Raw genomic sequence first — 21,735 nt, 5'->3', positions numbered from 1 at the left:
CGCCTGTGACCGCGCCCCGCCGCAAGCTCTACGCCCGCCTGGTCCTGCTCGCGTTCGTCGCGCTCTGTGGCACGTGGCTCGCCCGGCTCGATTACAGCCAGAAGATTTCCACCAACGTCCTCGACCTCATCCCCGCCGAGGAGCAATCGCCCGAGATCGCCCTCGTCCGCAGTTTTGCCAACGAAGCCCAGTCGCGCGTGATGCTCTTCGCGTTGCACGACACCGCGCAACCCAACCAGCCGCCCGCCGCCGCTGCCCAACGTTTCGCCACCGCCCTCGCCCGCTCGCCGGCGTTTGCCGAAGCCGTCGTCGTCGGCGGTTCCACGGACCAGTCCGCCATGGGCCGCGAAATCTTCACGCACCGGTTCGAGCTGCTGCTCCCGACTTTTCTCGGCGACGCCGAACGCGACTTCGCCGCCACCGGTCAGCCAGCCGCGCAATATCCCGCGTGGCTCGCCGAGCGCTCCGCCGCGCGCCTCGAAGCGTTTCTCTCCCGCCCCGAAGCGACCGCACTGCAAAACGTCGTCGTCTCCGATCCGCTCCTGCTCGTGCCGAGCCTCATCGATCGCGCGCGCCTCATCAGCTCGTCCGATTCCGCCGCCGGCGGCCACGCGCTCGTGTGGGCGCGTCTGCGCGCATCGCCCCTCGCCGAAGCCGGCCAGCAACCCGCCTTCGCCGCCATCCACGCCGCCACCGCCGAACTCCAAGCGGCCACGCCCACGCTCGACGTTGAGTATACCGGCATCAACCGCTTCGCCGCCGACAGCCGCGCGCGCACCGAGGCCGAACTCCGCTGGCTCAACCTTCTTTCCATCGTGGCCGTGCTCGGCATCAGCGCGCTCTTCGTCCGCCGCATTTACAAAATCCTTCATCTCGTCCCGATCATCCTCCTCTCGCTCCTGGGTGCCTGGACCATCTCGACGCTCGTCTTCGACCGCCTGCATCTCCTCGTTTTCGTGATCGGTTCGCTCCTTAGCGGCGTCGCCATCGACTACGGCTTCTACATTTTCATGCAGCCGTCGCTCACCCCCGACGAACCTTACGGCACGAAACTCCGGCGTCTCCTGAAACCCCTGCTCGCGAGCTGCCTCACCACGGTCATCGGCTTTTCGCTCCTCCTGTTTTCCAACCTCCCGCTCATCCAGCAGGTCGGCATCTTCGTTGGCTCCGGTCTCCTGTGCGCCCTCGGTGGCGCGATGCTCTACTTCGCGCAACTCGACCGCCCGTTTCTCGCCGCCCGCGAATTTGGCTCGCTCGACGCGTTCGCCCATCGCCCCGCCCTGCGCTACGCGCCCACGCTACTTTTCGGCCTCGCCATCCTCATTGCCGCCCTCGGCCCATGGCACCTCCATTGGCGCGACGACATTCGCCAGCTCGAAAACCCCTCCGCCGACCTGCGCGCCAACGAAGTCAAGTTGCGCCGCCTCTTCGGCGAAAACCACGACCAGACGCTCTATCTCACCTACGGCGCCACCCTCGCCGAAGCCCGCGAAAACCTCGCCGCGTTTCACGCCGACCTCGCCCGCCGCGCGCCCGACGCCCCTGCCGCGAGCGCCGGCCTCGTTCTCCCCACCCAGACCGACTGGCAGGCGTTTCCCGCCCGCCTTCGCCACCTCGATGGCTTCGCCGACGCCTTCTCGGCCGCCCTCGACCGCCACGGCTTCGACGCCCAATCGTTCGCCGGTTTCTTCAGCACGTTTTCCAATCTCCGCGCATTCCCGCCGCGCGGCGATTACCAGCAACTCATCCCGCTGCTCGATCCCATCTTCACCGGCCCGCTCGCGCTGCTCTACTCCCGCGGTTCGCCGAGTTGGTTTCTCACGATTGTCGACATCCCCGACGGCCCGCCCGCGCCGCCCGGCCTCCATACCGTCGGCGTCAACCAACTCGAAACCCTCAACGATCTCTTCACCCGCTATCGCTGGTCCGCGCTCCGCCTCAGCCTCATCGGCCTCGGCATGGTGATCCTCAGCGTCTTTGTCATCTATCCGTGGCGACGCGGCATTCGCATCGCGCTCATCCCCGCAGGATCGTGTTTCTTTGTCTTCGGCATCTTCGGTCTGCTCGGTCAACCGCTCAACCTCTTCCATCTGCTCGGCGCGTTTCTCGGCGTCTGCCTCTCGCACAACTACGCCATCTTTTCCGCCGACGCCGCCACGCACGGCACCGCCCCGCCGGCCTCCATTCGCCTCTCGGCGCTCAGCACCGCCGTCTCGTTTGGCGTCCTCTCGCTCAGCAGCATCCCGGTGATCCACGCCCTCGGCCTCACCGTTGCGCTGATCGTCGTCACCGCCCTCGCCACGGTGGAACTTGAGCCCCTCGTCCGTCGCCGATGAGTTGCCCTTTGTTGTCCGCGTGGTCGGCCACGCTCGCCGCGGCGCCCGCCGCGCCCATCCTCATCGACGCCGCCAGCGAACGCACGTGGACGCGGGCCGAGCTCGACACCGCCGCGCGCGAGTGGGTCGCCGCTCACGGCGCCGATCTCCGCGGCCAAGCCGTCGTGTTCGCTCTGCCCAACGGCATCGAGTGGCTCACCGTGACACTCGGCGTGCTGATGGCCGGAGGCATTGTCGTTTCGCTCGACCCCGGCGAACCCGCCGCCGCCCAGCGCACGATCGCCGCCGCGGTCAATGCGACCCATTGGTGGCACGATCGCCAACTCATCACCCTTGCCCCTCGCCGCTCTTCCCCGCGCGACGGCCGCTGCCTGATAAAACTCACCTCCGGCTCCACCGGCACGCCCAAAGCGCTGCCCTTCACCGCCGCGCAACTCCTCGCCGATGGCCGCCAGATTTGCGCCTCCATGGACATCCGCGCCACCGACCTAAACCTCGGCTGCATTCCCTTCGGCCACTCCTACGGCCTCGGCAACCTCATCGTCCCACTCCTCGCGCAAGGCACCGCCATCGTTTGCGGCGCACCCGTGCTGCCGCAGGCCCTCGCCGACGCGATTGCGCGCTGGCAACCCACCGTATTTCCTGCCGTGCCGGCGTTGCTGCGCGCCCTCGCCGCCTCCGACATCGCCCCCGCGCAACTGCACAGCCTGCGCACCGTGATCTCCGCCGGCGCCGCGCTTTCGCCCGAAATTGCACAAGCCTTCGCAACCAGGTTCGCGCGGCGTGTGCACAGCTTCTACGGCTCAAGCGAAACCGGCGGCATCGCCTACGACCGCACCGGCGACGCCGCTTCCACCGGCCGCAGCGTCGGCCCGCCGATCGACGGTGTGCAACTCACCTTCACCCGCGGCCAACGCTTCTTCGTCGCGAGCGCCGCTGTCGGCGGACGCGGCCGCTTCCGCCCCGCCGATCGCGCCGAACTCAACGCGCACGGTGAACTCGTTCTCCTCGGCCGCGCCGGCCGCATGCTGAAACTCGCCGGCCGCCGCGTCGATCCCGCCGAAATCGAGCACGCCTTGCGCAGCCTCCCCGACGTGCGCGATGCCTGGGTGACGCTCCATCCGGAACGCCCCGACTCCCTCGCCGCCGCCGTCTGCGGCGACGGCACGAGCGACGCCCTGCGCGCCGCCCTCGCGGAACGCCTCGCTGCCTGGAAACTCCCTCGCCGCCTCCTCGTCCTTTCCGAATTTCCGGTCACCGCGCGGGGCAAGACCGACACCCGCCGCCTCCGCGATCTCCTGGCCCACCGCCCGGCGCCGCCGATCTCGTAATCCGGGCTCCCGTCGTAGCGGAACGCGTCTGCGTTTCGTCGTTGCGCACGCCGCTCACCGCGTGAGCGCCTTCTCTCTCCGTTTCACGTCGTAGCGAAACGCGTCGGCGTTTCGTCGATTCGCTCGATGGCTGAACGGCGCTCTCTCATTCCCGGCTTTATCCAACTGTGGGCGGGATGCCCTCACTCCGCCTCCGCGCCGCGCCCCGCCCCTCGCTGCGCACCGCGCGACCGCTTCCTCTTGCCGCTTCCGATCGTAGCGCAACGCAGGAGCATCGCGTTGCCCCGCACCGCCGCCCCGTGCTCACACTTCCCGGCTTGTCGCCGTGGGCCGCGCTCTGCCATAGGAGGCGCCGCGCATGAGCGTTTTCGACCTGTCGGTCCATTTTTTCCTCCAACTGGCCGTCGTGCTCATGGTTTGTCGTGTGGTCTGCTGGGCCTCCGTTCGCCTCGGCCAGCCACCCGTCGTCGGCGAGATGATTGCGGGCGTCATCCTCGGCCCTTCCATCTTCGGCTACTTCTTCCCGGGCGCGCAGGCGTCGTTCTTTCCCGCGGATTCGCGCGCCATCATTTTCGCCGGCGCCCAACTCGGCCTCGCGTTATACATGTTCACGGTCGGCTTGGATTTTCGCACCGACCTCCTGCGCACGCGCCTGCAGAGCGTCACCTTGATTTCGGCCTCCGGCATTCTCGCTCCGTTTGCGCTCGGCTGCGGCATTGCGTGGCTCCTGCTGGGCCACGGCACCTATTTCGCCCCCTCGGTCACCGCCTTGCAGGCGATCCCGTTCCTCGGTGCGGCCATGGCCATCACCGCTTTCCCGATGCTCGCACGCATCATCTTCGAACGCGGCCTCAGCGGCACCGCCGTCGGCGCCCTCGCCCTCGCGGCGGGCGCCATCGACGACGCCGCGGCGTGGGGCGTCCTCGCGCTCGTGCTCGCGAGCTTCGCGAACGACCCGCAAATCGCCATCCGCGCCATCGGCGGCGGCCTCGCCTTCGTGGCCCTGCTCTTCACCGTCGGCCGCATTCCTCTCGGCTGGATCAACCGCCTCGCAGACCGCGGCGAAAGCGGCGCCCGCACCGCGTTGTGCTGGACGCTCGTCGCACTCCTCCTCTGTGCGTGGTTCACCGATACGATCCGCCTCTACGCCGTGTTCGGCGCGTTTTTCCTCGGCGTGGCGATGCCGCGGGGCGCCTTTGCGCAGAGCCTGCAAAAGACCATCGAGCCGCTCACGACGAGTCTCCTGCTGCCGTTGTTCTTCATCTACTCCGGCCTCAACACGCGCTTCGACCTCGTCAACGACCCCGCGCTCTGGCTCGTCACACTCGGCGTGCTCGCCGCCGCTGTCGTCGGCAAGGCCGGCGCCTGTTATCTCGCCGCCCGCGCCTGCGGCGAAACGCACCGCAACGCCCTCGGCCTCGGCGCGCTGATGAATTCCCGTGGCCTCATGGAACTCATCATCCTCAACATCGGCCTCGAGCGCGGCATCATCACGCCCACGCTCTTCTCGATCCTCGTGTTCATGGCGATTGTCACGACGCTCATGTCCACGCCGATGTTCAACCGCGCCTGCGGCGCCGATTACGCCCCGCGCGCTTGAGCGCTAACTTCTCCTCCGCGCTGGGCACCCTGACCTTCGCGCCACCTCGGCCCGGCACTGCGCCGCGCTTCCCTCTCTCTCCGCCTCACCGCGGCACCAACGTCACTTCAATCTCCACCGCGAGCGCCGCCCGGCAAATATCCGAACGCACGTAAATCACGCGGTCGTCCGGCGTGACCAATTCCGCCTCGATCCGCCGCTGCGCCGCCGCGAGATCGCCTGCCCGCCGCAAGTAAACTTTGAAGTGACGCTGCGCGCCCTCCCCCTTTCCGAGTTCCGCGCCCAGCCCCGCCGCGCGGCCGATGATCCGCAAATTATCGAACGTGCACGTCAATTGTTCATCGAGTTCGTCGGGCGCGATCGTCACGTGCCCCTTGATCGCCGCCGTGCCGGAAATGAACACCCATTCCCCCGCCGGCTGCGCCACGACCGTCGCCCGCGCGAAACTCGGTGAACGCGGCCCGTGTTCCGGCGGATAAAGATACGCCGGCACCTGCTCGGGATTCTCGATGTGCCGCGGCTGCCCCCCCCCCGCCACAAACAGCACGCTCAACCGTTCCGCATCCGTCCCCACCGCCGAGGCCGCCGGCAGTTGGCGCTGAAACCCCGTGCCAAAATCCGTCTCAAACGCCAGCGAACGCCCCCGGCAAAACGCGCGGTAGTTTTCCAGCCCGGCCGTCGCCGCATTGATCGCCGGCACGTAATTCCACACCCGGTAAAGATGCAGGCCCCGCGCCGCTTCCAGCACCCGCGCGTAAAGTTCGCCCGCCGCCGCCGCCAGGTCGCGCCCTGCCAAATCGACCGCCCCAAAACCCAACAGCAGATCGCCCGACTCTGCCAACGCCACGCCGGCCCGCGCCGACACCTCTCGCGCATCCGTGAAAATCTCCTCCGCGTGCGGCCCGGCGAGCCACGGCACACCGACCGACATCGCGTCCGCCGCCGACACGCCGTCACCCGCGCGGGGAAACGCCACCCGCCAAGCCACTGGCCGCAATGGCGTCACGCGAGAAAGCCACGCGCACGCTGCGCCGCTCGTCCGCCCGCTCGCTGGTCTCGAGCGAAAAATCTCAGCCTGAGCCGCGCCATTAAAACGCGTCGCCACGCCACGGGGCGCATCCGGGTTGAACAGGGAGGTATTGCATGCCGCAGGCTAGGCAACTCGCGCTCGCTTCGTCCAGCCAGCAACCGCGAATTTTCGTGCGCCGCAGACGCCCGCCGCCTCGCCGCCCGCGCCCGTATTCCTAAAACCGTCCCAGGCGCACCCGTCTTCTACTCGCTGCCGCTGTTCTGCGGCCCGCTCATGCCCTGAAAATTTTTCAACGCCGTTCTCGCGACGGACACCAGCGTCGGCAGCCAACCGAACAGTCCGCGGGCGCGCCGCGTCAGCAACAACCCACCCGCCGCCGCCGCGCCGCCCACCAGCCACCAGCGATGTTCGGCCAGGAATTGCCGCGCCTGCACGCCGCGTAATTCCAAACGCAGCCGCTCCACCGCAAAAATTTCCCGGTGCAGATCCGCTTGCGCGACCAACGCGCGCCGCCGCGCGACGAGTTCGTTCATTCCTCCCGACGCAGACATGCGAGATCCTTTCGAAATTCCTCCACCGTCGCCTCAAACGGTTGCGGCCCATGCAGAATCCGCCGCCGAAGATGCCAGAATAAAAACCCTGCGCCGATCGCCGTCACGACCGCCAGCCCGGCCAGTCCCGCATATCCCGCGGTCTGCCAAAGCCACAACGCCAGCGCTCCGACCACCACGAGCACCGCCGCGATCGCCAGCCCCATCGCCGCCGCGAGCCACACGAGCGAATCGATCGTCCGCAGCCGTTGCTCCTGCAACTCCACCGCGACGAGCTCCACGCGCGTCTGCAGCAATCCGAGGACCGATTGCCCCAGCCGCCGGACCGAGTCCAGCGTGCCGCCGCCGATTTCGTCGCCGTTCGCCATCGCGCTTATTTCCGCCGCAGCAACACCCCGAGCAACACGCCCACCCCGAGCGCAATCGCGATCGACTCATACGGGTGATTGCGAATCGTGCGGTCCGCCTTCCGCGCCGCTTCCTTCGCGGATTCGATGCCTTGCGCCTGCAAGTCCGTGTAAGTGCCCTTGGCCCTTTCGATCGCCGCCGCCAAGCGCCCGCGAATTTCCTTCGCTTTGTCGCCGGCATCGCCGGTGGTGGCCTTGAGCAAGGCTTCCGCGTCACCGGCGAGCGCCCGCAAATCCGCCAGCACGCGATCGCGCGCCATCTGACCGTAAGCCTCTTCCATGTTTGGGAAATGTGTCTCCATGATATGACTCCTCTCTTAAGATGAGTGGAAACATCTTATAGTCCGCCGCGTGCGGCCTGCCAAGTCTTTAACCGCCCATCTTCCCTCCCGCTCACGCGCGCGATCGCACCTCCCGGCCGGTTTCGTCGCCGCGCGCAAATCCTGTCCCGGCTCGTCCGGTTCTCCGCTCCGGTGTCCGCCGCCGCGCGGACGATCTACTCCGCCGCCATCGCGTAAACGCCGTGCTCCAAGCTGTCGCGCAACGAGATTTTCGCCGCCACCATCGGGTTAAGCTTCGCTGTATTCGCCACGAAAGCCTCCCGCACCACGCCCACCAAATTCCACGGCGTAACCAGATCCGCATCCGGATCCGCATTATTGACGCCGATCGCCGTCCAACCGCGGCGGGTGTTTTCCAGCAGCATATGGGCGACGTAGTGGCCGTCCGTGTTGAGATACACCACCGCCATGCCCGCACGCAGCTCATTGAACGCGCATTTGCGCGCGATAATCGCCGTGCCCGGCGCATACATGGGCTCCATCGATTCGCCCACGCCCGCAAACGCCACGTCCCCCGCCGCCGGCTTCGCCACGCGATCCGCCGTCGCGAACTCTTTGCCCGCCGGCACCAGCCGCGGCACGGGCGCTGACTCCAGCAGCAACGAAAGATTCTTCTCCGGCGAATAAGTCGCACAACCACCCCCCATGAGCGCACCGGCGAGCATCACCAGCGCCAGCAGCACCTGAAACCGAAACAGCGAACGCGGGAAGTAGGCTTTCATCGCGCAGAAGCTTACTGTCTCTCGCGCGTCGCGAATATCCGTGCCCCTACGCGATTGCATCTGACCGTTTTTGCTGGGGACAACACCCTATCGGCGCCTCGCTCCAACCGATTCCACGGCTGCGAGCCGCCACCCCGCTCATTTCACCTCCTGAGCCGGCTCCCGCCCACTGACGACTTCCGACGCCCACCCTGTGTGGTCATGGCGCGCGCTCCACGCGACCACGCCCGCGCGTCGACAGATCGTTGTCTCGCGCCGGCCTCTCGCGCACATCCCCCATGCGTCATCGCTCCTCTTCTGCGTTGCCCGGCGTTCTTCGCGCCTTCCGAATGGCGCCATGAGTCTTCCTTCGCTTGTGGTGCTCGACGGCTACACCCTGAATCCTGGCGACCTCTCCTGGGCGCCCCTCGAGGCGCTCGCTGCTTGCACGATCCACGACCGCACTCCCACCGAAGAGATCGTCACCCGCGGCGCAAAGGCCGAACTGCTGCTCACCAACAAGACTCCGCTCTCCGCGGCTACGCTCGCGCAACTCCCCGCCTTGCGCTACATCGGCGTGCTCGCCACCGGCTACAACATCATCGATGTCGCCGCGGCCCGCGCGCGCGGCGTCACCGTCTGCAACGTCCCCACCTACGGCACACGCTCCGTCGCGCAGCACGTTTTCGCCCTGTTGCTCGAGCTCACGCAACACGTCGGCCTCCACGCCGCCACCGTGCGCGAAGGCCGCTGGGCGCGCTCCGCGGATTTTTCCTACTGGGACACGCCGCTCATCGAACTCGAAGGCCTCACGCTCGGCCTCATCGGCGCCGGCCGCATCGGCCAGACTGTCGCGGATCTCGGCCGCGCGTTCGGCATGCGTGTGCAATTCGCCACGCGCGCCGGCGGCGCCGCCGAACTCGCCCACGTGTTGCGCACGAGCGATGTGGTTTCTCTCCACTGCCCGCTCACCGACGCCACCCGCAACCTCATCAACGCCGACTCCCTGCGCCTCCTGAAGCCCGGCGCGTTTTTGATCAACACGAGCCGCGGGCCGTTGATCGACGAACCCGCCCTCGCCGCCGCGCTCAACGCCGGCCAGCTCGCTGGCGCCGCGCTCGACGTCCTCGCCACCGAGCCCCCGCCCGCCGCGCATCCGCTATACACGGCGCGCAACTGTCTCATCACGCCGCACCTCGCGTGGGCCACCACTGCCGCCCGCACGCGTCTCATGCACGTGGCCACCGAAAACGTCCGCGCGTTTCTCACCGGCGCGCCCGTCAACGTCGTCAACTGACGCCTCGCGCGGCGCTCACTGCTCCATCCGCCGCCCTGGCGCGGCGGATTCATCACCCGTCGACGCTTCCGCCGTCGCTGGCTTCTGGCGGTCGCGCTCTTCCTCTGTCTGCGCGCTGCGATGCTCCGCCGGCCGGAAATCCTCGGAGAGATTTTGCGCCGAGTTCACCAGACCGACGTGCGAAAACGCCTGCGGAAAATTGCCCACCATCCGCTTCAGGTGCGGATTATATTCCTCCGCGAGCAACCCGATTTCATTGCTCAGACTCATCAGGTGACAAAACAACTTCCGCGCTTCACCCCGGCGATCCAGCAGACAGAGACAGTCCACGAGCCAGAACGAGCACGGCAAAAACGCCCCCTCGCCCGGCGGCAAGCCGTCCACGTCGCCCGAAGCGTCCGGGTGATACCGATACACGAGGCCGTCGCGCATCAAATGCTTTTGGATCGCTTCCACCGTGCCCTGCACCCGCGGATCCGTCGCCGGCAAAAAGCCGACCAGCGGAATCATCAGCACACTCGCGTCCAGCCGGTCGCTGCCGTAATACTGCGTAAATGCCCCGTGCTTCTCGCTGAAGCCTTTCGCGCAGACATCGTCAAAAATCCGCTGCCGCACGTCGCGCCACAGTTCCAGATCGCCCTCGAAGCCATATTCCTCGACCGCCTTCACCGCGCGGTCCATCGCGACCCACGCCATCACTTTCGAGTGCGTAAAATGCCGCCGCGGTCCGCGAATTTCCCAAATGCCTTCGTCGGGTTCCGCCCAGTGCCGCACCACGAAGTCGATCAGATGCCGCTGTAATTTCCACGCGTCCCCGCCCATGCGGATCCCCACGTTCCGCGCCAGATGCATCGCGTCGACCACTTCGCCATACACGTCGAGTTGGAACTGCTCCGACGCCGCATTCCCGAGCCGCACCGGCCGCGAGTTTTCGTAGCCGGCGAGGTGCTTCAACTCCACTTCCGTCAACATCCGCTCGCCCGCCGCGCCATACATGATCTGCAACTGCGACGGATCACCCGCCACCGCGCGCAGCAGCCAGTCGCCCCACGCCGACGCCTCCTCCGTGTAACCCGCCTCCATGAACGAATAGAGCGAGAACGTCGCATCGCGCAGCCAGCAGTAACGATAATCCCAGTTGCGCACGCCGCCGATCTCCTCCGGCAACGACGTCGTCAGCGCCGCCACGATGCCGCCCGTCAGCTTGTAGGTCAGTGCCTTCAACGTGAGCAGCGAACGCACCACTTGCTCGCGCCACTCCCCGCGATACGTGCACCGCGCCGCCCACTCGCGCCAAAAATATTCCGTGTGCTCCACCGCCCGCAACGCGTCGATCGGATCCGGCGAGGTCTCGTGCGAACGATGCCAGCTCAACACGAGAGTCTGCCGCTCGCCCGCCTTCACTTTGAAACGCGCCACCGTCGTCAGCCCTTCCCCCTGCGTCCGCACACTCGCGCGCAACACCAGCGCATCCGGTCCCGCGATCGCGAGCAGCCCGCCGTCGCCGTGCCGCACCCAGGGCACCGTCCGCCCATAATCGGTGCGGATGATGAGCTTCATCTCCATCGCCACCTCGCCTTTCACGCCTTCCACCAGCCGCACTACTTCGCGGAAATTCCCCCGCGGCGGCATGCAGTCCACGACGCGCACCACGCCTTCCTTCGTCTCAAATTCCGTTTCCAGAATCATCGTGTCCTGCCGGTAACGATGCTTCGACGTCGCCTCCTGGTCCGCCGGCGCAATCCGCCAGCAGCCATTTTCCTCCGTGCCCAAAAGCGCCGCGAAACATGCCGGCGCGTCGAAGCGCGGCAGACACAGCCAGTCGATCGAGCCGTTCAAGCCGACCAATGCGCCCGTGTGGGTGTCTCCAATAAATCCGTAGCTTTCGAGTTTCATGGGCTGCGCGCATCCCCGCGCTGAATGCTAGTTCCACTTCCGCCCGAAATGTTTCCCGACATCCCCGCGCTCACGCCCGCGCCTCCCGCCACAAAACCGCCACCGGCCATTCCGCCAACAGTTCCGCCAGGGGCAGATTCTCTCGCCCCTCCACCGCGCGTCCGGTCAACACTTCGCCCCAACCTCTTCCCGCCTTCGCCGTCACCGCGGTGTCCTCCCACACGAGCCCCAGCGGCGGACAACCCAGCTTCGCCGCCAACCGCGGCACCACCACCAGCAGTTCGCCGCCGCCGTGCTCGCGGCGAAACGCGATCACGTGCTCCGCGAAGCGCCCCTGCACCGCCGCCGGCGCATAGTCGCTGTGTTGAAAAAAATTCGCGTGGCCCCGCCGGAAACGCAGCAACGCGCGCGTAACGGCAAATTTCACCCGTCCGTCGCGCCACGCCGCCAGCAGCGCGCGCGGCGCTTCGGCCGCCGTCCGCGCCTTCTCCGCGAGCGCCCCGAAATCCACCGGCCGCCGGTTGTCGGGATCCACCAGGCTGAAATCCCAGGCTTCATTGCCTTGATACAAATCCGGCACGCCCGGCACCGTGCACTTGAGCACCACCTGCGTGAGACTGTTGACCATGCCCAAGTGCGCGAGGCGCTGCGCGCGCTCGGCCATGCTCGTGCGAAACGCATTGGCCTCCCCATCTGCGAGCAACGCGTCGATGAACCGATCGCCCGCCGCCAGCCACGCCTCATTCGGCGCGCGCCACGTCGTATTGATCTGCGCCTCATTCACCGCCTTGCGTTCGTGTTCCCGCAACCGCTGCCGAAACGCCTCGTCCACCCGCCCATCGAGCGGCCACGCGCCGAGCAACACCTGATAAAGCCGGTATTCTTCATTCGCGTCCGGCGCATCGCGGTCGCCGACCCGCGTTTTATGCCGCGCGTTCATCGCCCGCCAATCCCGCACCCAGTTCACCCACTCATCGCCGATTTCCGACAGCGCGTAGAGGCGCCCCCGCACGTCCTCGCTCATCTTCGTGTCATGCGTCGAGGTCGCGACCATGCTCTGCGGCACTTCGTGCGCCCGTGCGACATTCGCCGCGTGAAATTCCGCCAGCGGCGCGCCAAACCGCCCCGCATCACCGCCCACCTCGTTCAACGCAATGAAGCGTGTGTAAACATAGAACGCCGTGTCTTCCACCGCCTTCGCCATCACCGCTCCGGTGTATTGTTGAAAACTCAACACCCAGCCGTCGAGCGCGTCGCGCATCTCCGCCGGTGCATACGCGCCTGTCAGCACATCGCGCAACAACTCAAACGCCTCCGCATCCAGCCGCGGATTGCGCGCAATCGCCCGCGCGCATGCCGCCGTGATGCGCTCCGCATCGCTCGCACTGCACGCCTCGCCCCGCCGTCGGTAGGTGCGATAAACATCCATCGCCGCCATCGTCTCGCGGACCGCCACCGCCACCTCGCGATACGCCAGATCCCGCCAATGCCGGTCTTCCGCCAGAATGTCCGTCAAGCGGTGCGCGAGGCTGCTCACCGAGTTCGCAAACATCTCCTCCAGCACAAACCGCTTTTTCTCGTAGATGAGTTGCGCGTAGTCTGTGTGCGTGCCGACGAATTCATCGTGCCATTGCGTGAACCGTTCGCCGGCCTCCGCGTTGACCAAGGCGCCGGCGATTTGCGTGATGAACTCGTAGCCGGTCGTCCCATGCGCCGCCCACCGCGGTGGCAGTTGCTCGCCCTCTCCGAGAATTTTCTCGACCACGACATACGTTTCACCCGCCGGCGCCGCGGCCTTTCCCGCCGGTCCATGCGCGAGCGCCTGCAGCCGCTCGAGATACTCCTGCGGGTCGCGCAAGCCGTCGACGTGATCGATCCGCACGCCCGTGATGCGGCCTTCCGCGAGCAGATGGCCCAGCAGCAGGTGACTTTCGTGAAACACCTCCGCGCGCTCCATCCGCAATCCCGCCAGCGAATCGATCGCGAAAAAACGCCGGTAGTTGATCTCGTGCGCCCCGGTTTTCCAGCGGGCGAGCCGATAGTGCTGCGCTTCGATCAGCTCGTTCAACGCGTCAAACGATTGCGGCTCGCCCACCTTGCCGTTCACCCGCGCGATCCACGCGTGCAATGCATCCTGCGCTGCGGCGCTCGCCGCCACGCGTTCGCCAAACTGCTGTTTCACTTCCTTCAACGCCGGGCCGCCCGTCGTCGTGTTCTCCGTCGTGGCAAAAAACGCGTTCGCCAGTGCCTGCCAGGCCTCCGCCTCCGCCTGCAACCGCGGCTCCGCCGCCAACTCCAGCGCCACGCGTCCCAGCGTCGCCGCGTTTAACGGAAATTCCAAATCACCAAAACCGAGGCGCAGTGCCCCCGCCGCCCATTTCACCGCCAGCCCTCCGCGCTCCAGCACGCGCCCGTAATGGTCGTCCAGCACCGGCACCAGCACCCGCGGCCGGGTCCCGCGCGCGTGCGGCCCGCGCCACTCGATGTCGAAGAATTTTGCATGCGGCGAGCGCGGCCCCGCCTCCAGCACGTCATTCCACCACGCGTTGAACGGTCCGTTCACGCCCATGTGATTCGGCACAAAATCCATCACCACTCCCATCCCTCGTCGGGCCAGTTCCTCTGTCAGGCGGTGAAACGCCTCGCCGCCCCCGAGGTCCGGATCGATCTTTCGATAGTCCGTTACGTCGTAGCCGTGCGTGCTGCCCGGACTCGAACGCATGACTGGCGACAAGTAGCAGTCCGAAATCCCGAGGTCTTCCAGATACGGGATGAGCTTTTCCAAATCCGCCAAAGTAAATCCCGCGTGCAGTTGCACACGATACGTCGCCGTCGGAATTCGCCTCGCATCGCGCAGTGGCATTACGCGTCCTCCGTTGCAAAAAGCACCGCTGCCGGCCCGCGCGTCCACTCGCCTGCGCCGCCGAAGCGCGCTTCTTCCGAGTGCAAAACCACGCTCTCTCCTTCGTTTTTCCCCGAGATCGCCGCGCCTTCCCGCCATGCCACCACCAGCCGCCGCCGTGCCGCGCGATAATGCAACGTCAGCACCTCTCCGTCCGCGGCCACGTCCCAATTCGCCCGGTCGGTCGCGTCGCCTTGCAACCACGCTTTGCGCTCGCGGAACAGTGACCGATAGAACTCCAGCAGCGTCGCATGCGCCGGCTCAGCGCACTCGCCCCAGTTCAATTTCGACGCTAGGAACGTCTCTTCTTTCTGCGGATCCGGCACGCTTTCTTCGGCCCCGTGCAAGGCCCCAAATTCCCGTCGCCTCCCCTCGGACACCAGACGCCCCAGTTCGCCGTGGTGATCCGTGAAAAATAGAAACGGCGCACTCGCTCCCCACTCCTGCCCCATAAACAACAGTGGCACATACGGCGCGAGCGTCAGCAGCATCGTCGCTGCGCGAAACACCGCCCCTGATACGAGATGTTCCAATCGCTCGCCCCGAGCCCGGTTGCCCACCTGATCGTGATTTTCGATGCACCACACAAAGGCCGACACCGGCAGATGTGCGCAAGGTTCACCCCGCGGATGTCCCCAAGTCGGATACGACTGCCCGCGATAGAACCAACCCTCGCGCAACGTTTCCGCCACCGCTGCCATCGTGCCCGTGTAATTCGCGAAGTAAGCGCCCTTCTGTCCGGTCAGCGCCACGCGCACTTGATGATGAAAGTCATCCGCCCACACCGCATCGATTCCATGGCCGGTGCCATCGGGCCGCCGCAGCACCGTGCACGTGTTGCGTTCATCCTCCGCAATCACAAATCCGCCGCGCGCATGAACCGCATTCGCGATTTCCGCCAGCAGATGCAGTGACGACTCATCGTGCATGCTGTGCGTCGCATCCAGCCGCAGCCCATCGATGCGAAACTCATCCAGCCAATAGGCCGCGTTGCGCACAAAAAAATCCCGCACCGGGCCGCTATCATGCCCATCCAGGTTGAACGTCTTTCCCCACGGCGTCTCGCGGTCGCGGTGAAAATACGCCGCCGCATATGCGCCGAGATAATTTCCATCCGGCCCCAAGTGATTGTAAACGACGTCGAGTACCACCGCGATTCCGCGCGTGTGCGCTTCATCCACCAAACGTCGCAAGTCATCCGGCCGGCCATAGCAACGGGCCGGCGCATACAACGAAACGCCGTCGTAGCCCCAGTTTCGCCGCCCCGGGAAATCCGCCACCGGCATCAACTCGATCGCCGTGACGCCCAGCTCCCGCAAGTGATCGAGCTTTCCCACTGCCGCGAGAAACGTCCCCTCCGGCGTAAATGTGCCGACGTGCAGTTCATAGACGATCTGATCGCGCCAACTCGGCCGCCGCCAACTCTCCACGCGCCAGCGATACTCCTCCGGGTCGATGCATTCCGACGGCCCGTGCACGCCTTCCGGTTGGAAGCGAGAACACACGTCCGGCAACGCCCGCCCGTCCTCCAACACAAATCGGTATTGATCGCCTGGGCGGCCCTGCGCGTCGTGCCACGAAAAATATCCGCCCGCCTCACGTTGCATCTCGTGCCGCTCCGTCGCCGCATCCGCCTGCCGAATTTCCAGCGCCATTCGCCCGTGATTCGGCGCCCAGACACAATAGTCTATCCCTCCGCGGTGAACCCTCGCTCCCGTTGCGGGTCGCTGTTCAGAAAGAGTGGCAGGCAGCATGGACGAATCATTATAGCCGTTCCTCTGTTGCTCGCCAATCATGTCACCGCCGGGCCCCATGGTCAGGCAATCCCCGCCCTCGCGGAAGCATATCACCCGTCGACGAGCACAAATTCCCGGCGGCGCGCACTGGATGTCGCCCCATCCCGGCTACCGGCGCGAAGAATTCGCATCGTGTAGAAAAATTCGCGACTTGGGAAAGTGCGCCGACGGGACCGCCCGTTTCAATTTCCCGTTGCCCACTCATTCCTACAGCGCCCGCGTCCTCCGCCGACGTAGTTGGCCCCACCCCAGCCCGAAAGAACTGCCCGCCGACCCTCGGGGTTTCCCCGGGCCGCCGCTGGAATATTTTCCCTTCCTTTCGCTCGAAATTTTGGAACACCTTTCTTGCGCGCGCTACAATCTTCCCCGCATCGCGCCACTCGCGAGCCACTTCTTCCTCTCTTCACCCGTATATAAAAACGGCGGGTTTGATAAAGCTGCAAAGCGCACGGTTTCACCGCGCGACTCGGGCATTTCGCACGGAAGTTATTGTCGATTCCCGCGTCGTTTATCGCGCCCGGTTTTTTTTGCCGCTGCACCATCGTGGGTTACGCGAACGACGACCATGCTGGCACGATTAAAGGTGGAGGAGAGGAGCAACTGTTCAACCAGCACAACTCCATGCGAAACTATCTTAATCGTTCCACTTCGACTTCCTCGGCCTCTACTTCATCACTCGCTGATCCCGTTTCTCCGCAAGAGAAGTCCGAACGCTCCAAATCCGAGTCCGCCTACGACGCGACGCTCGTGCAACGCTTCAACAACGGCGACGAAGCCGCGTTCATTGAAATCATGGATCGCTACCGCGCCAAGATTTTCAACGTCACCCTCGCCCTCCTCCGCAATCACAGCGATGCGGAAGAGATCACTCAGGATACCTTTATCCGCGCGCACCGCGGCCTCGGCAAATTCCGCGGCGACTCTTCGCTCGCCACGTGGCTCTACCGGATCGCCGTCAACCTCGCCCGCAACCGTTACTGGTATTTCTTCCGCCGCCGCCGGCACGCCACGCTCTCCCTCGACTGCCCGCTCGGCGACGATACCGATGCGCCGTTCGCCGACCTCATCGCCGCCGACGTGCCTGATCCCGCGCAGGAGTCCGCCCGCGATGAATTCGCAGCGCTCGTTGCGGAATGCATGGAGAAGCTCGATCGGCGTCATCGCCAGATACTCACCATGCGCAACACCCTGCACATGGCCTACGAGGACATCGCCACTTCGCTCGGGATCAATGTCGGCACGGTGAAGAGCCGCATCGCCCGCGCCCGCGAAAATCTGCGCAACCTTCTCACCACCCAGTGCCCGGAGTTTTCGGCCGACGGTTCCCCCGCCGACTACTTCCTCCCGAATCGCGCGACCGGCCGCCTCGCGGTCGCCTACGCCTGAGACTGCACCATCGCTTTGGTTGTTGTTTGGCCCGCCTCCCCGGCGGGCCTTTTTTATTTTCGCCTTATCCCCCGGCGCGTCCTGCTGCTTGTCAGCGCCCGCCCGCTTGCTTCAATCGCTGCGGTGCCCCCGACTCTCACTCTCTCCGCCGAGACCGCCCGCCTTTTTCTCCGCCGGAGCACGCTGCTGGATTCCTCTCCGCACACGCTGGCGCAAGTGATCGCGCATCTCGGCTATGTGCAGATTGACCCCATCAACGTCTGCGGGCGCATGCACGACCTCATTCTTCGCAACCGCGTCACCGGCTATCGCGAAGGCGACCTCATGCGCCACTTGCACGGCGATGGCCCCGTTCTCCCCGCCGCTGCGCGATCCGCCTTTGAACATCATCACCCTTTCACCCACAACCTCGCTGCGTTTCCCCTCGACGCCTGGCCTCACCTGCTCGCTGCCATGGACCGTCGCACCAAGCGTCCGGGCGCGTGGTCCGGTCGCCTCACGCCTCGCGAACGTGAACTCGTCCCGGAAATCCTCGCGGAAATTCAGGCCCGCGGCCCGCTCAACTCCGATTCGTTCACCGATCCGCGCAAAGCTCGTCGCGTGTGGGGCGCGGCCACCCTCGCCAAGGCGACCCTTCAGAAGCTCTTCTTCCACGGCCGTCTCCTCATTTCCTCCCGGGTGGGCGCACGCCGCCTCTATGATCTGCCCGAACGCGTCCTGCCCGCCGCCACGCTCGCACTGCACGCCCCGCCCCCCGGCGACACCGACCGCTGGATCGCACAACTTCGCCTCCAGCAACACCGCCTCGTCGCCCTGAAAAGAGCCGAGCTTCCGCTGGTCGAAGATCTCGTGCAGCCCGTCCGCGTCGCCGACGGTCCGCTGCTCTACTGTCTTCGCACGGATGCTGCCTTGCTCGAAGCAAGTGCCGGAGTCGCCAGCGACGCCCTCCTGCTCGCACCGCTTGATCCGATTATTTACCACCGGCCCACCACGCGTGCCGTGTGGGACTTCGATTACACGTGGGAAGTTTATACCCCGCCGCACAAACGCACCCGCGGCTATTACGCCCTGCCCCTGCTTGTCGGCACGCAAATCGTCGGGCACGTCGATCCCAAGGCCGATCGCGAACAGCGCAAGCTCGTCGTCGTCAACCGCTCCGTCCGCCGCGGTTATTCAGCCGCGCCCGCCGTTCGCGAACTCACCCGCTTCCTCGGTCTCAACGCTTGATATCGCCGCCTCCGGCTGCGGCGCGCCTCCTCATTGCGACGGCTCAACGCGCTCCAGGTAGAGCGAATTGAACAACAGTTTGAACGTCCCGTGCGTCTGCCCGCGAAATGCGATTTCCGGCCCGAACACCCGCAGCCGCCCTGCGCCCACCTTCGCCTCAAACGCCGCCACACCATCCTTCAGATATTCCTGGCCCCACACCCAGCCACTGCGCAACGGCCGGTCGCTCGCGAACCACAACAACGGCCGCACGCCGCGCTCCTCCGCATCGGGCGCGAGCCGAAACACCGGGCTCTCGTCAAAGTAGACATCCACCTTCGCCGGCAATCCCCGCGTCGCCTCCGTTCCTCTCGCCACCCGCGCTTCCAGCAGGCTCCCCGGCACGAAAAACTTTTCCCGCGGCAACGGCTTCATCGTCCCGTCGTCCGCCACTTCTTCCAACGCGTTGCTCACCGGCAGTCCCAACTCATAGGCGAGATTCGCGCTCGATCCGATCGTCACGATCGTCCCGCCGGTCTCGAGAAACGTCCGCAACGGCGCGAGCGACTTCTCTTCCGTCAATCGCCCCAGCCAACCGCGGAACTCCGCCGGAATGTCCTCGGCCCGCGGTTGTTTCATCGCCGCACTGACCGCCTTCTCTCGCGCGCCCAACCGCTTCGGCGGCGGCACCGCACCGTTGACCAGCACGATCACATCGTAACGCGTCCGCAATTCCCCCGCGTCGATCGTCTGCGGATAAACCACCTCAAACGGAAAATCGAATTTCTCCAACAGCCAGCGTGTCCATCCCGCCGGGATCGATCCGCCATAGACATCGACCAACGCCACTCGCGCCGGATGCAATGTCACTTTCAGTCCCATCGGCCCCTCGGGCACGCGCCGCACGTCAACCCCGAGCGCCGGAGCGTCGCGGCCGAGCACGTCTCGCGCCGCCGCACTTTCCTCGACGTAGATGCTCCCGGCCCGGGCGCCCGCATTGCCCGCCGGCCACGACACCGCGGCTCCCGCTTTCAACAGACGATTCACCAACCGGAACGCATCGTTTTGCGTCGCGCTCAGGAGATATCCCCCGCTTGCGCGCGCCGCGACATCAACGGGCTTTGCGGGCGCCGCCTGCTCGTGCCCATACGGCACCTGCGCGAAGGGACCGTCGAATCCCTCCAGCACGCGGTCGAACGCTACGCCCATCTCGTAAGCGAGCGTCCAGCCCGCCGAATCATACGGCGGGATCGGTGGACCGCCGGCATATTTGAAATCGTTCGGATAAGCCTGCGGCTCGAACATATCCAGCACGTAGGGCCGAAACGCCTGGTCAGTCTTCACCACATACGACCCCGCGGGATATTTATTTCCCTGTACGGAAAAATCCTTCGTCGCCCGCTGCACGCACACCCCCGCCTTGATCAACGTGTTCACGAACTTCACCGCCGTGGGAAAATCCGCCTGGTCCGCCGGCACGATATAGCCCCGCGCATCGCGCAGCTCCGGCCGCCGCAGATATTCCTCGAAATAGCGCGCCGGGATTCGCCGCTTCCCCTCGGTGCCGGCTTCACTCGCGCCCGCCGCGAGTTTTCCTTCCTTCACCAACTTTTGCCGCTCCGCCTCCGCCGCCTTCTGCATCGCCTCCACCCGACGCGGATAATTCGTCCAATGATCCTCCTGCCCGCGCGTGATCGAGTTGCGGCCCATTTGATAAATCTGCCGCAGCAACTCGTCGCGATGCCGCGCCGCGTAGTTCAGCACCGCGTAGTTCGCCGTCAGTTCGTAGTCGATCGACCGTCGGAAATGCCAGACCTGCGGCTCCACCGGCAACGGCAGGTCGCCCGACGGGATCTGCCGCTCCGGCACCAACGGAATCTCCATCGGCGTCGGACTGCCCACGACTTCCGTCAACAACCCAAGAATGTTGTGGAAATAAACCGTCGTCCGCAGGCCCCCGTTCCACCACGTCGAGAACACCGAGCCGCCTTTCATCGTGGACCCGGGCATGCCCGCGGCGATCCACCGCGTGTGCATCGCCGCGCCGATTTCATCGAGCTGCGTCACGATCAGCGGATCGTAAACATAGTTGAACGGGTCGCGATAGGGCGGTCCCGCTACGATCGTCCCCGCCGGTCCCGATTGGTGATGGTTATAAACAATCTGGGGGAACCACGTCAGATAAAGCTGCCGGTTGATGTTCGTCGTCTCCCGCAGATTCATCATGAAGAAATCGCGGTTGTTGTCGTGCCCGGCGTATTTTTCCCACAAGCGCGGCGTGTTCTCGATGATGCGTTTCGCTGGCTCGGTCCGCCGCATATACCATGAACTGTAGAGCTCCTGCCCGTCCGGATTCGCGTGCACGAAAAGGATGATGACGTTGTCCAAAATCCGCCGCGTCTCCGCGTCATCGCGACTCGCGAACGCCCACACCGATTCAATCAACTGCTGCGTCGCCACGGTCTCATTCGCGTGCAATCCGCCGTCGATCCACACGACCGCTTTGCCCTCCGCCGCCAGCGCCTCGGCTTCGTCCGGTGCCAGCTCCGCCCGCGCCAGTCGCTCGGAAATTTCGCGATACCGGTCCAGCCGTTGCAGATTCGCCGGCGACGACATGATCACCATCCATTGCGTGCGCCCTTCCTCCGTGCGCCCGATATCCACCAGCCGCATGCGATCCGACGCCGCCGCGAGCTTTTTGAAATACGCCTCCGTCTGCGTGTAAGTGGCGAGCTGGTAGTCGTCGCCGATCGCAAAACCAAAATGTTCGCGCGGCGAGACCAAGGGCGCCGCCACGGCTGCCGCCGCACTCGCCACCAACGCGAGCACGGTAATCCAGAACGTTGAAACGAGTCGCATGGGGAAGCCTCCGTTCTCGCCCCGCCGTCCCGCCGCCGCAAGCCCATCGCCCCGCAACGCGCATTTTCTTATTCCCCTCCGCCCCGCGCGCCCAAC

Annotated in this window: 15 protein-coding genes; 6 read left to right on the top strand and 9 right to left on the bottom strand. The window is 65.6% G+C overall.

Annotated elements, in window-relative coordinates; genetic code table 11:
- Positions 1 to 5: 5 nt before the first annotated feature.
- The 3 genes from K0B96_RS03025 to K0B96_RS03015 all read left to right on the top strand — a co-directional run bounded on the left by K0B96_RS03025 (position 6) and on the right by K0B96_RS03015 (position 5,267).
- Positions 6 to 2,336, top strand: coding sequence for an MMPL family transporter (locus tag K0B96_RS03025; RefSeq protein WP_220163701.1), 2,331 nt, complete (start codon positions 6 to 8; stop codon positions 2,334 to 2,336).
- Positions 2,333 to 3,667 carry a class I adenylate-forming enzyme family protein gene (locus K0B96_RS03020; RefSeq protein ID WP_220163700.1) on the top strand — a complete coding sequence of 445 codons (1,335 nt, stop codon included), beginning with the start codon at positions 2,333 to 2,335 and terminating at the stop codon, positions 3,665 to 3,667. Before K0B96_RS03025 ends, K0B96_RS03020 begins: the two co-directional genes overlap by 4 nt.
- Before the next feature lie 358 nt (positions 3,668 to 4,025).
- On the top strand, positions 4,026 to 5,267 hold the full coding sequence (locus tag K0B96_RS03015) for a cation:proton antiporter (protein ID WP_220163699.1): 1,242 nt from the start codon (positions 4,026 to 4,028) through the stop codon (positions 5,265 to 5,267).
- An 85-nt stretch (positions 5,268 to 5,352) separates the two neighbouring features.
- Here K0B96_RS03015 and K0B96_RS03010 read toward each other — a convergent pair whose 3' ends face one another.
- The 5 genes from K0B96_RS03010 to K0B96_RS02990 all read right to left on the bottom strand — a co-directional run bounded on the left by K0B96_RS03010 (position 5,353) and on the right by K0B96_RS02990 (position 8,318).
- On the bottom strand, positions 5,353 to 6,243 hold the full coding sequence (locus K0B96_RS03010; protein ID WP_220163698.1) for a chorismate transformation FkbO/Hyg5 family protein: 891 nt from the start codon (positions 6,241 to 6,243) through the stop codon (positions 5,353 to 5,355).
- Between the two features lie 296 nt (positions 6,244 to 6,539).
- Positions 6,540 to 6,848 (bottom strand): hypothetical protein, encoded by a 309-nt coding sequence (locus K0B96_RS03005; protein ID WP_220163697.1) that lies wholly within the window; start codon positions 6,846 to 6,848, stop codon positions 6,540 to 6,542.
- On the bottom strand, positions 6,827 to 7,216 hold the full coding sequence (locus tag K0B96_RS03000; protein ID WP_220163696.1) for a phage holin family protein: 390 nt from the start codon (positions 7,214 to 7,216) through the stop codon (positions 6,827 to 6,829). The genes K0B96_RS03005 and K0B96_RS03000 overlap by 22 nt, the downstream gene beginning before the upstream one ends.
- Before the next feature lie 5 nt (positions 7,217 to 7,221).
- On the bottom strand, positions 7,222 to 7,536 hold the full coding sequence (locus K0B96_RS02995; protein WP_220163694.1) for an ElaB/YgaM/YqjD family protein: 315 nt from the start codon (positions 7,534 to 7,536) through the stop codon (positions 7,222 to 7,224).
- Between the two features lie 215 nt (positions 7,537 to 7,751).
- On the bottom strand, positions 7,752 to 8,318 hold the full coding sequence (locus tag K0B96_RS02990) for a S24/S26 family peptidase (RefSeq protein ID WP_220163692.1): 567 nt from the start codon (positions 8,316 to 8,318) through the stop codon (positions 7,752 to 7,754).
- A 337-nt stretch (positions 8,319 to 8,655) separates the two neighbouring features.
- Here K0B96_RS02990 and K0B96_RS02985 point away from each other — a divergent pair, with 337 nt between their 5' ends.
- Entirely contained in the window at positions 8,656 to 9,594 is a 939-nt protein-coding gene (locus K0B96_RS02985; RefSeq protein WP_220163683.1) for a D-2-hydroxyacid dehydrogenase, read from the top strand.
- A 15-nt stretch (positions 9,595 to 9,609) separates the two neighbouring features.
- On the opposite strand, the gene K0B96_RS02980 is transcribed toward K0B96_RS02985, so the two are convergent.
- From K0B96_RS02980 to treZ, 3 genes are all read right to left on the bottom strand, one after another.
- The gene (locus K0B96_RS02980; protein WP_220163681.1) at positions 9,610 to 11,490 is read right to left on the bottom strand and encodes a glycoside hydrolase family 15 protein; all 1,881 of its coding nucleotides are present in this window, start codon (positions 11,488 to 11,490) and stop codon (positions 9,610 to 9,612) included.
- A 70-nt stretch (positions 11,491 to 11,560) separates the two neighbouring features.
- Entirely contained in the window at positions 11,561 to 14,353 is a 2,793-nt protein-coding gene (gene treY, locus K0B96_RS02975) for a malto-oligosyltrehalose synthase (RefSeq protein WP_220163679.1), read from the bottom strand.
- Entirely contained in the window at positions 14,353 to 16,146 is a 1,794-nt protein-coding gene (gene treZ, locus K0B96_RS02970) for a malto-oligosyltrehalose trehalohydrolase (RefSeq protein WP_255558827.1), read from the bottom strand. Before treZ ends, treY begins: the two co-directional genes overlap by 1 nt.
- A gap of 585 nt (positions 16,147 to 16,731) precedes the next feature.
- Here treZ and K0B96_RS02965 point away from each other — a divergent pair.
- Both K0B96_RS02965 and K0B96_RS02960 read left to right on the top strand, forming a co-directional pair.
- Complete coding sequence (locus tag K0B96_RS02965) at positions 16,732 to 17,574, top strand: RNA polymerase sigma factor (RefSeq protein ID WP_255558825.1); 843 nt, start codon at positions 16,732 to 16,734, stop codon at positions 17,572 to 17,574.
- Between the two features lie 123 nt (positions 17,575 to 17,697).
- A complete protein-coding gene (locus tag K0B96_RS02960) occupies positions 17,698 to 18,801 on the top strand; it encodes a DNA glycosylase AlkZ-like family protein (RefSeq protein ID WP_220163675.1) in 1,104 nt (367 codons plus the stop codon).
- 30 nt (positions 18,802 to 18,831) lie between these two features.
- Here K0B96_RS02960 and K0B96_RS02955 read toward each other — a convergent pair whose 3' ends face one another.
- A complete protein-coding gene (locus tag K0B96_RS02955) occupies positions 18,832 to 21,639 on the bottom strand; it encodes a M14 family metallopeptidase (RefSeq protein WP_220163673.1) in 2,808 nt (935 codons plus the stop codon).
- Positions 21,640 to 21,735 lie beyond the last annotated feature (96 nt).

Origin of the sequence: Horticoccus luteus (genome assembly GCF_019464535.1) — a bacterium.
GTDB lineage: Bacteria > Verrucomicrobiota > Verrucomicrobiia > Opitutales > Opitutaceae > Horticoccus > Horticoccus luteus.
This window is presented reverse-complemented; position numbering and strand designations above follow the sequence as displayed.

Bases quoted from the DNA above. Each gene is read 5' to 3' on its own strand.
- K0B96_RS02985 (WP_220163683.1), top strand. From the start codon at position 8,656: ATGAGTCTTCCTTCGCTTGTGGTGCTCGACGGCTACACCCTGAATCCT.
- K0B96_RS02995 (WP_220163694.1), bottom strand. From the start codon at position 7,536: ATGGAAGAGGCTTACGGTCAGATGGCGCGCGATCGCGTGCTGGCGGAT.
- K0B96_RS03005 (WP_220163697.1), bottom strand. From the start codon at position 6,848: ATGTCTGCGTCGGGAGGAATGAACGAACTCGTCGCGCGGCGGCGCGCG.
- K0B96_RS03020 (WP_220163700.1), top strand. From the start codon at position 2,333: ATGAGTTGCCCTTTGTTGTCCGCGTGGTCGGCCACGCTCGCCGCGGCG.
- K0B96_RS02980 (WP_220163681.1), bottom strand. From the start codon at position 11,490: ATGAAACTCGAAAGCTACGGATTTATTGGAGACACCCACACGGGCGCA.
- K0B96_RS02990 (WP_220163692.1), bottom strand. From the start codon at position 8,318: ATGAAAGCCTACTTCCCGCGTTCGCTGTTTCGGTTTCAGGTGCTGCTG.
- K0B96_RS02955 (WP_220163673.1), bottom strand. From the start codon at position 21,639: ATGCGACTCGTTTCAACGTTCTGGATTACCGTGCTCGCGTTGGTGGCG.
- K0B96_RS03015 (WP_220163699.1), top strand. From the start codon at position 4,026: ATGAGCGTTTTCGACCTGTCGGTCCATTTTTTCCTCCAACTGGCCGTC.
- treY (WP_220163679.1), bottom strand. From the start codon at position 14,353: ATGCCACTGCGCGATGCGAGGCGAATTCCGACGGCGACGTATCGTGTG.
- K0B96_RS03000 (WP_220163696.1), bottom strand. From the start codon at position 7,216: ATGGCGAACGGCGACGAAATCGGCGGCGGCACGCTGGACTCGGTCCGG.
- treZ (WP_255558827.1), bottom strand. From the start codon at position 16,146: ATGCTGCCTGCCACTCTTTCTGAACAGCGACCCGCAACGGGAGCGAGG.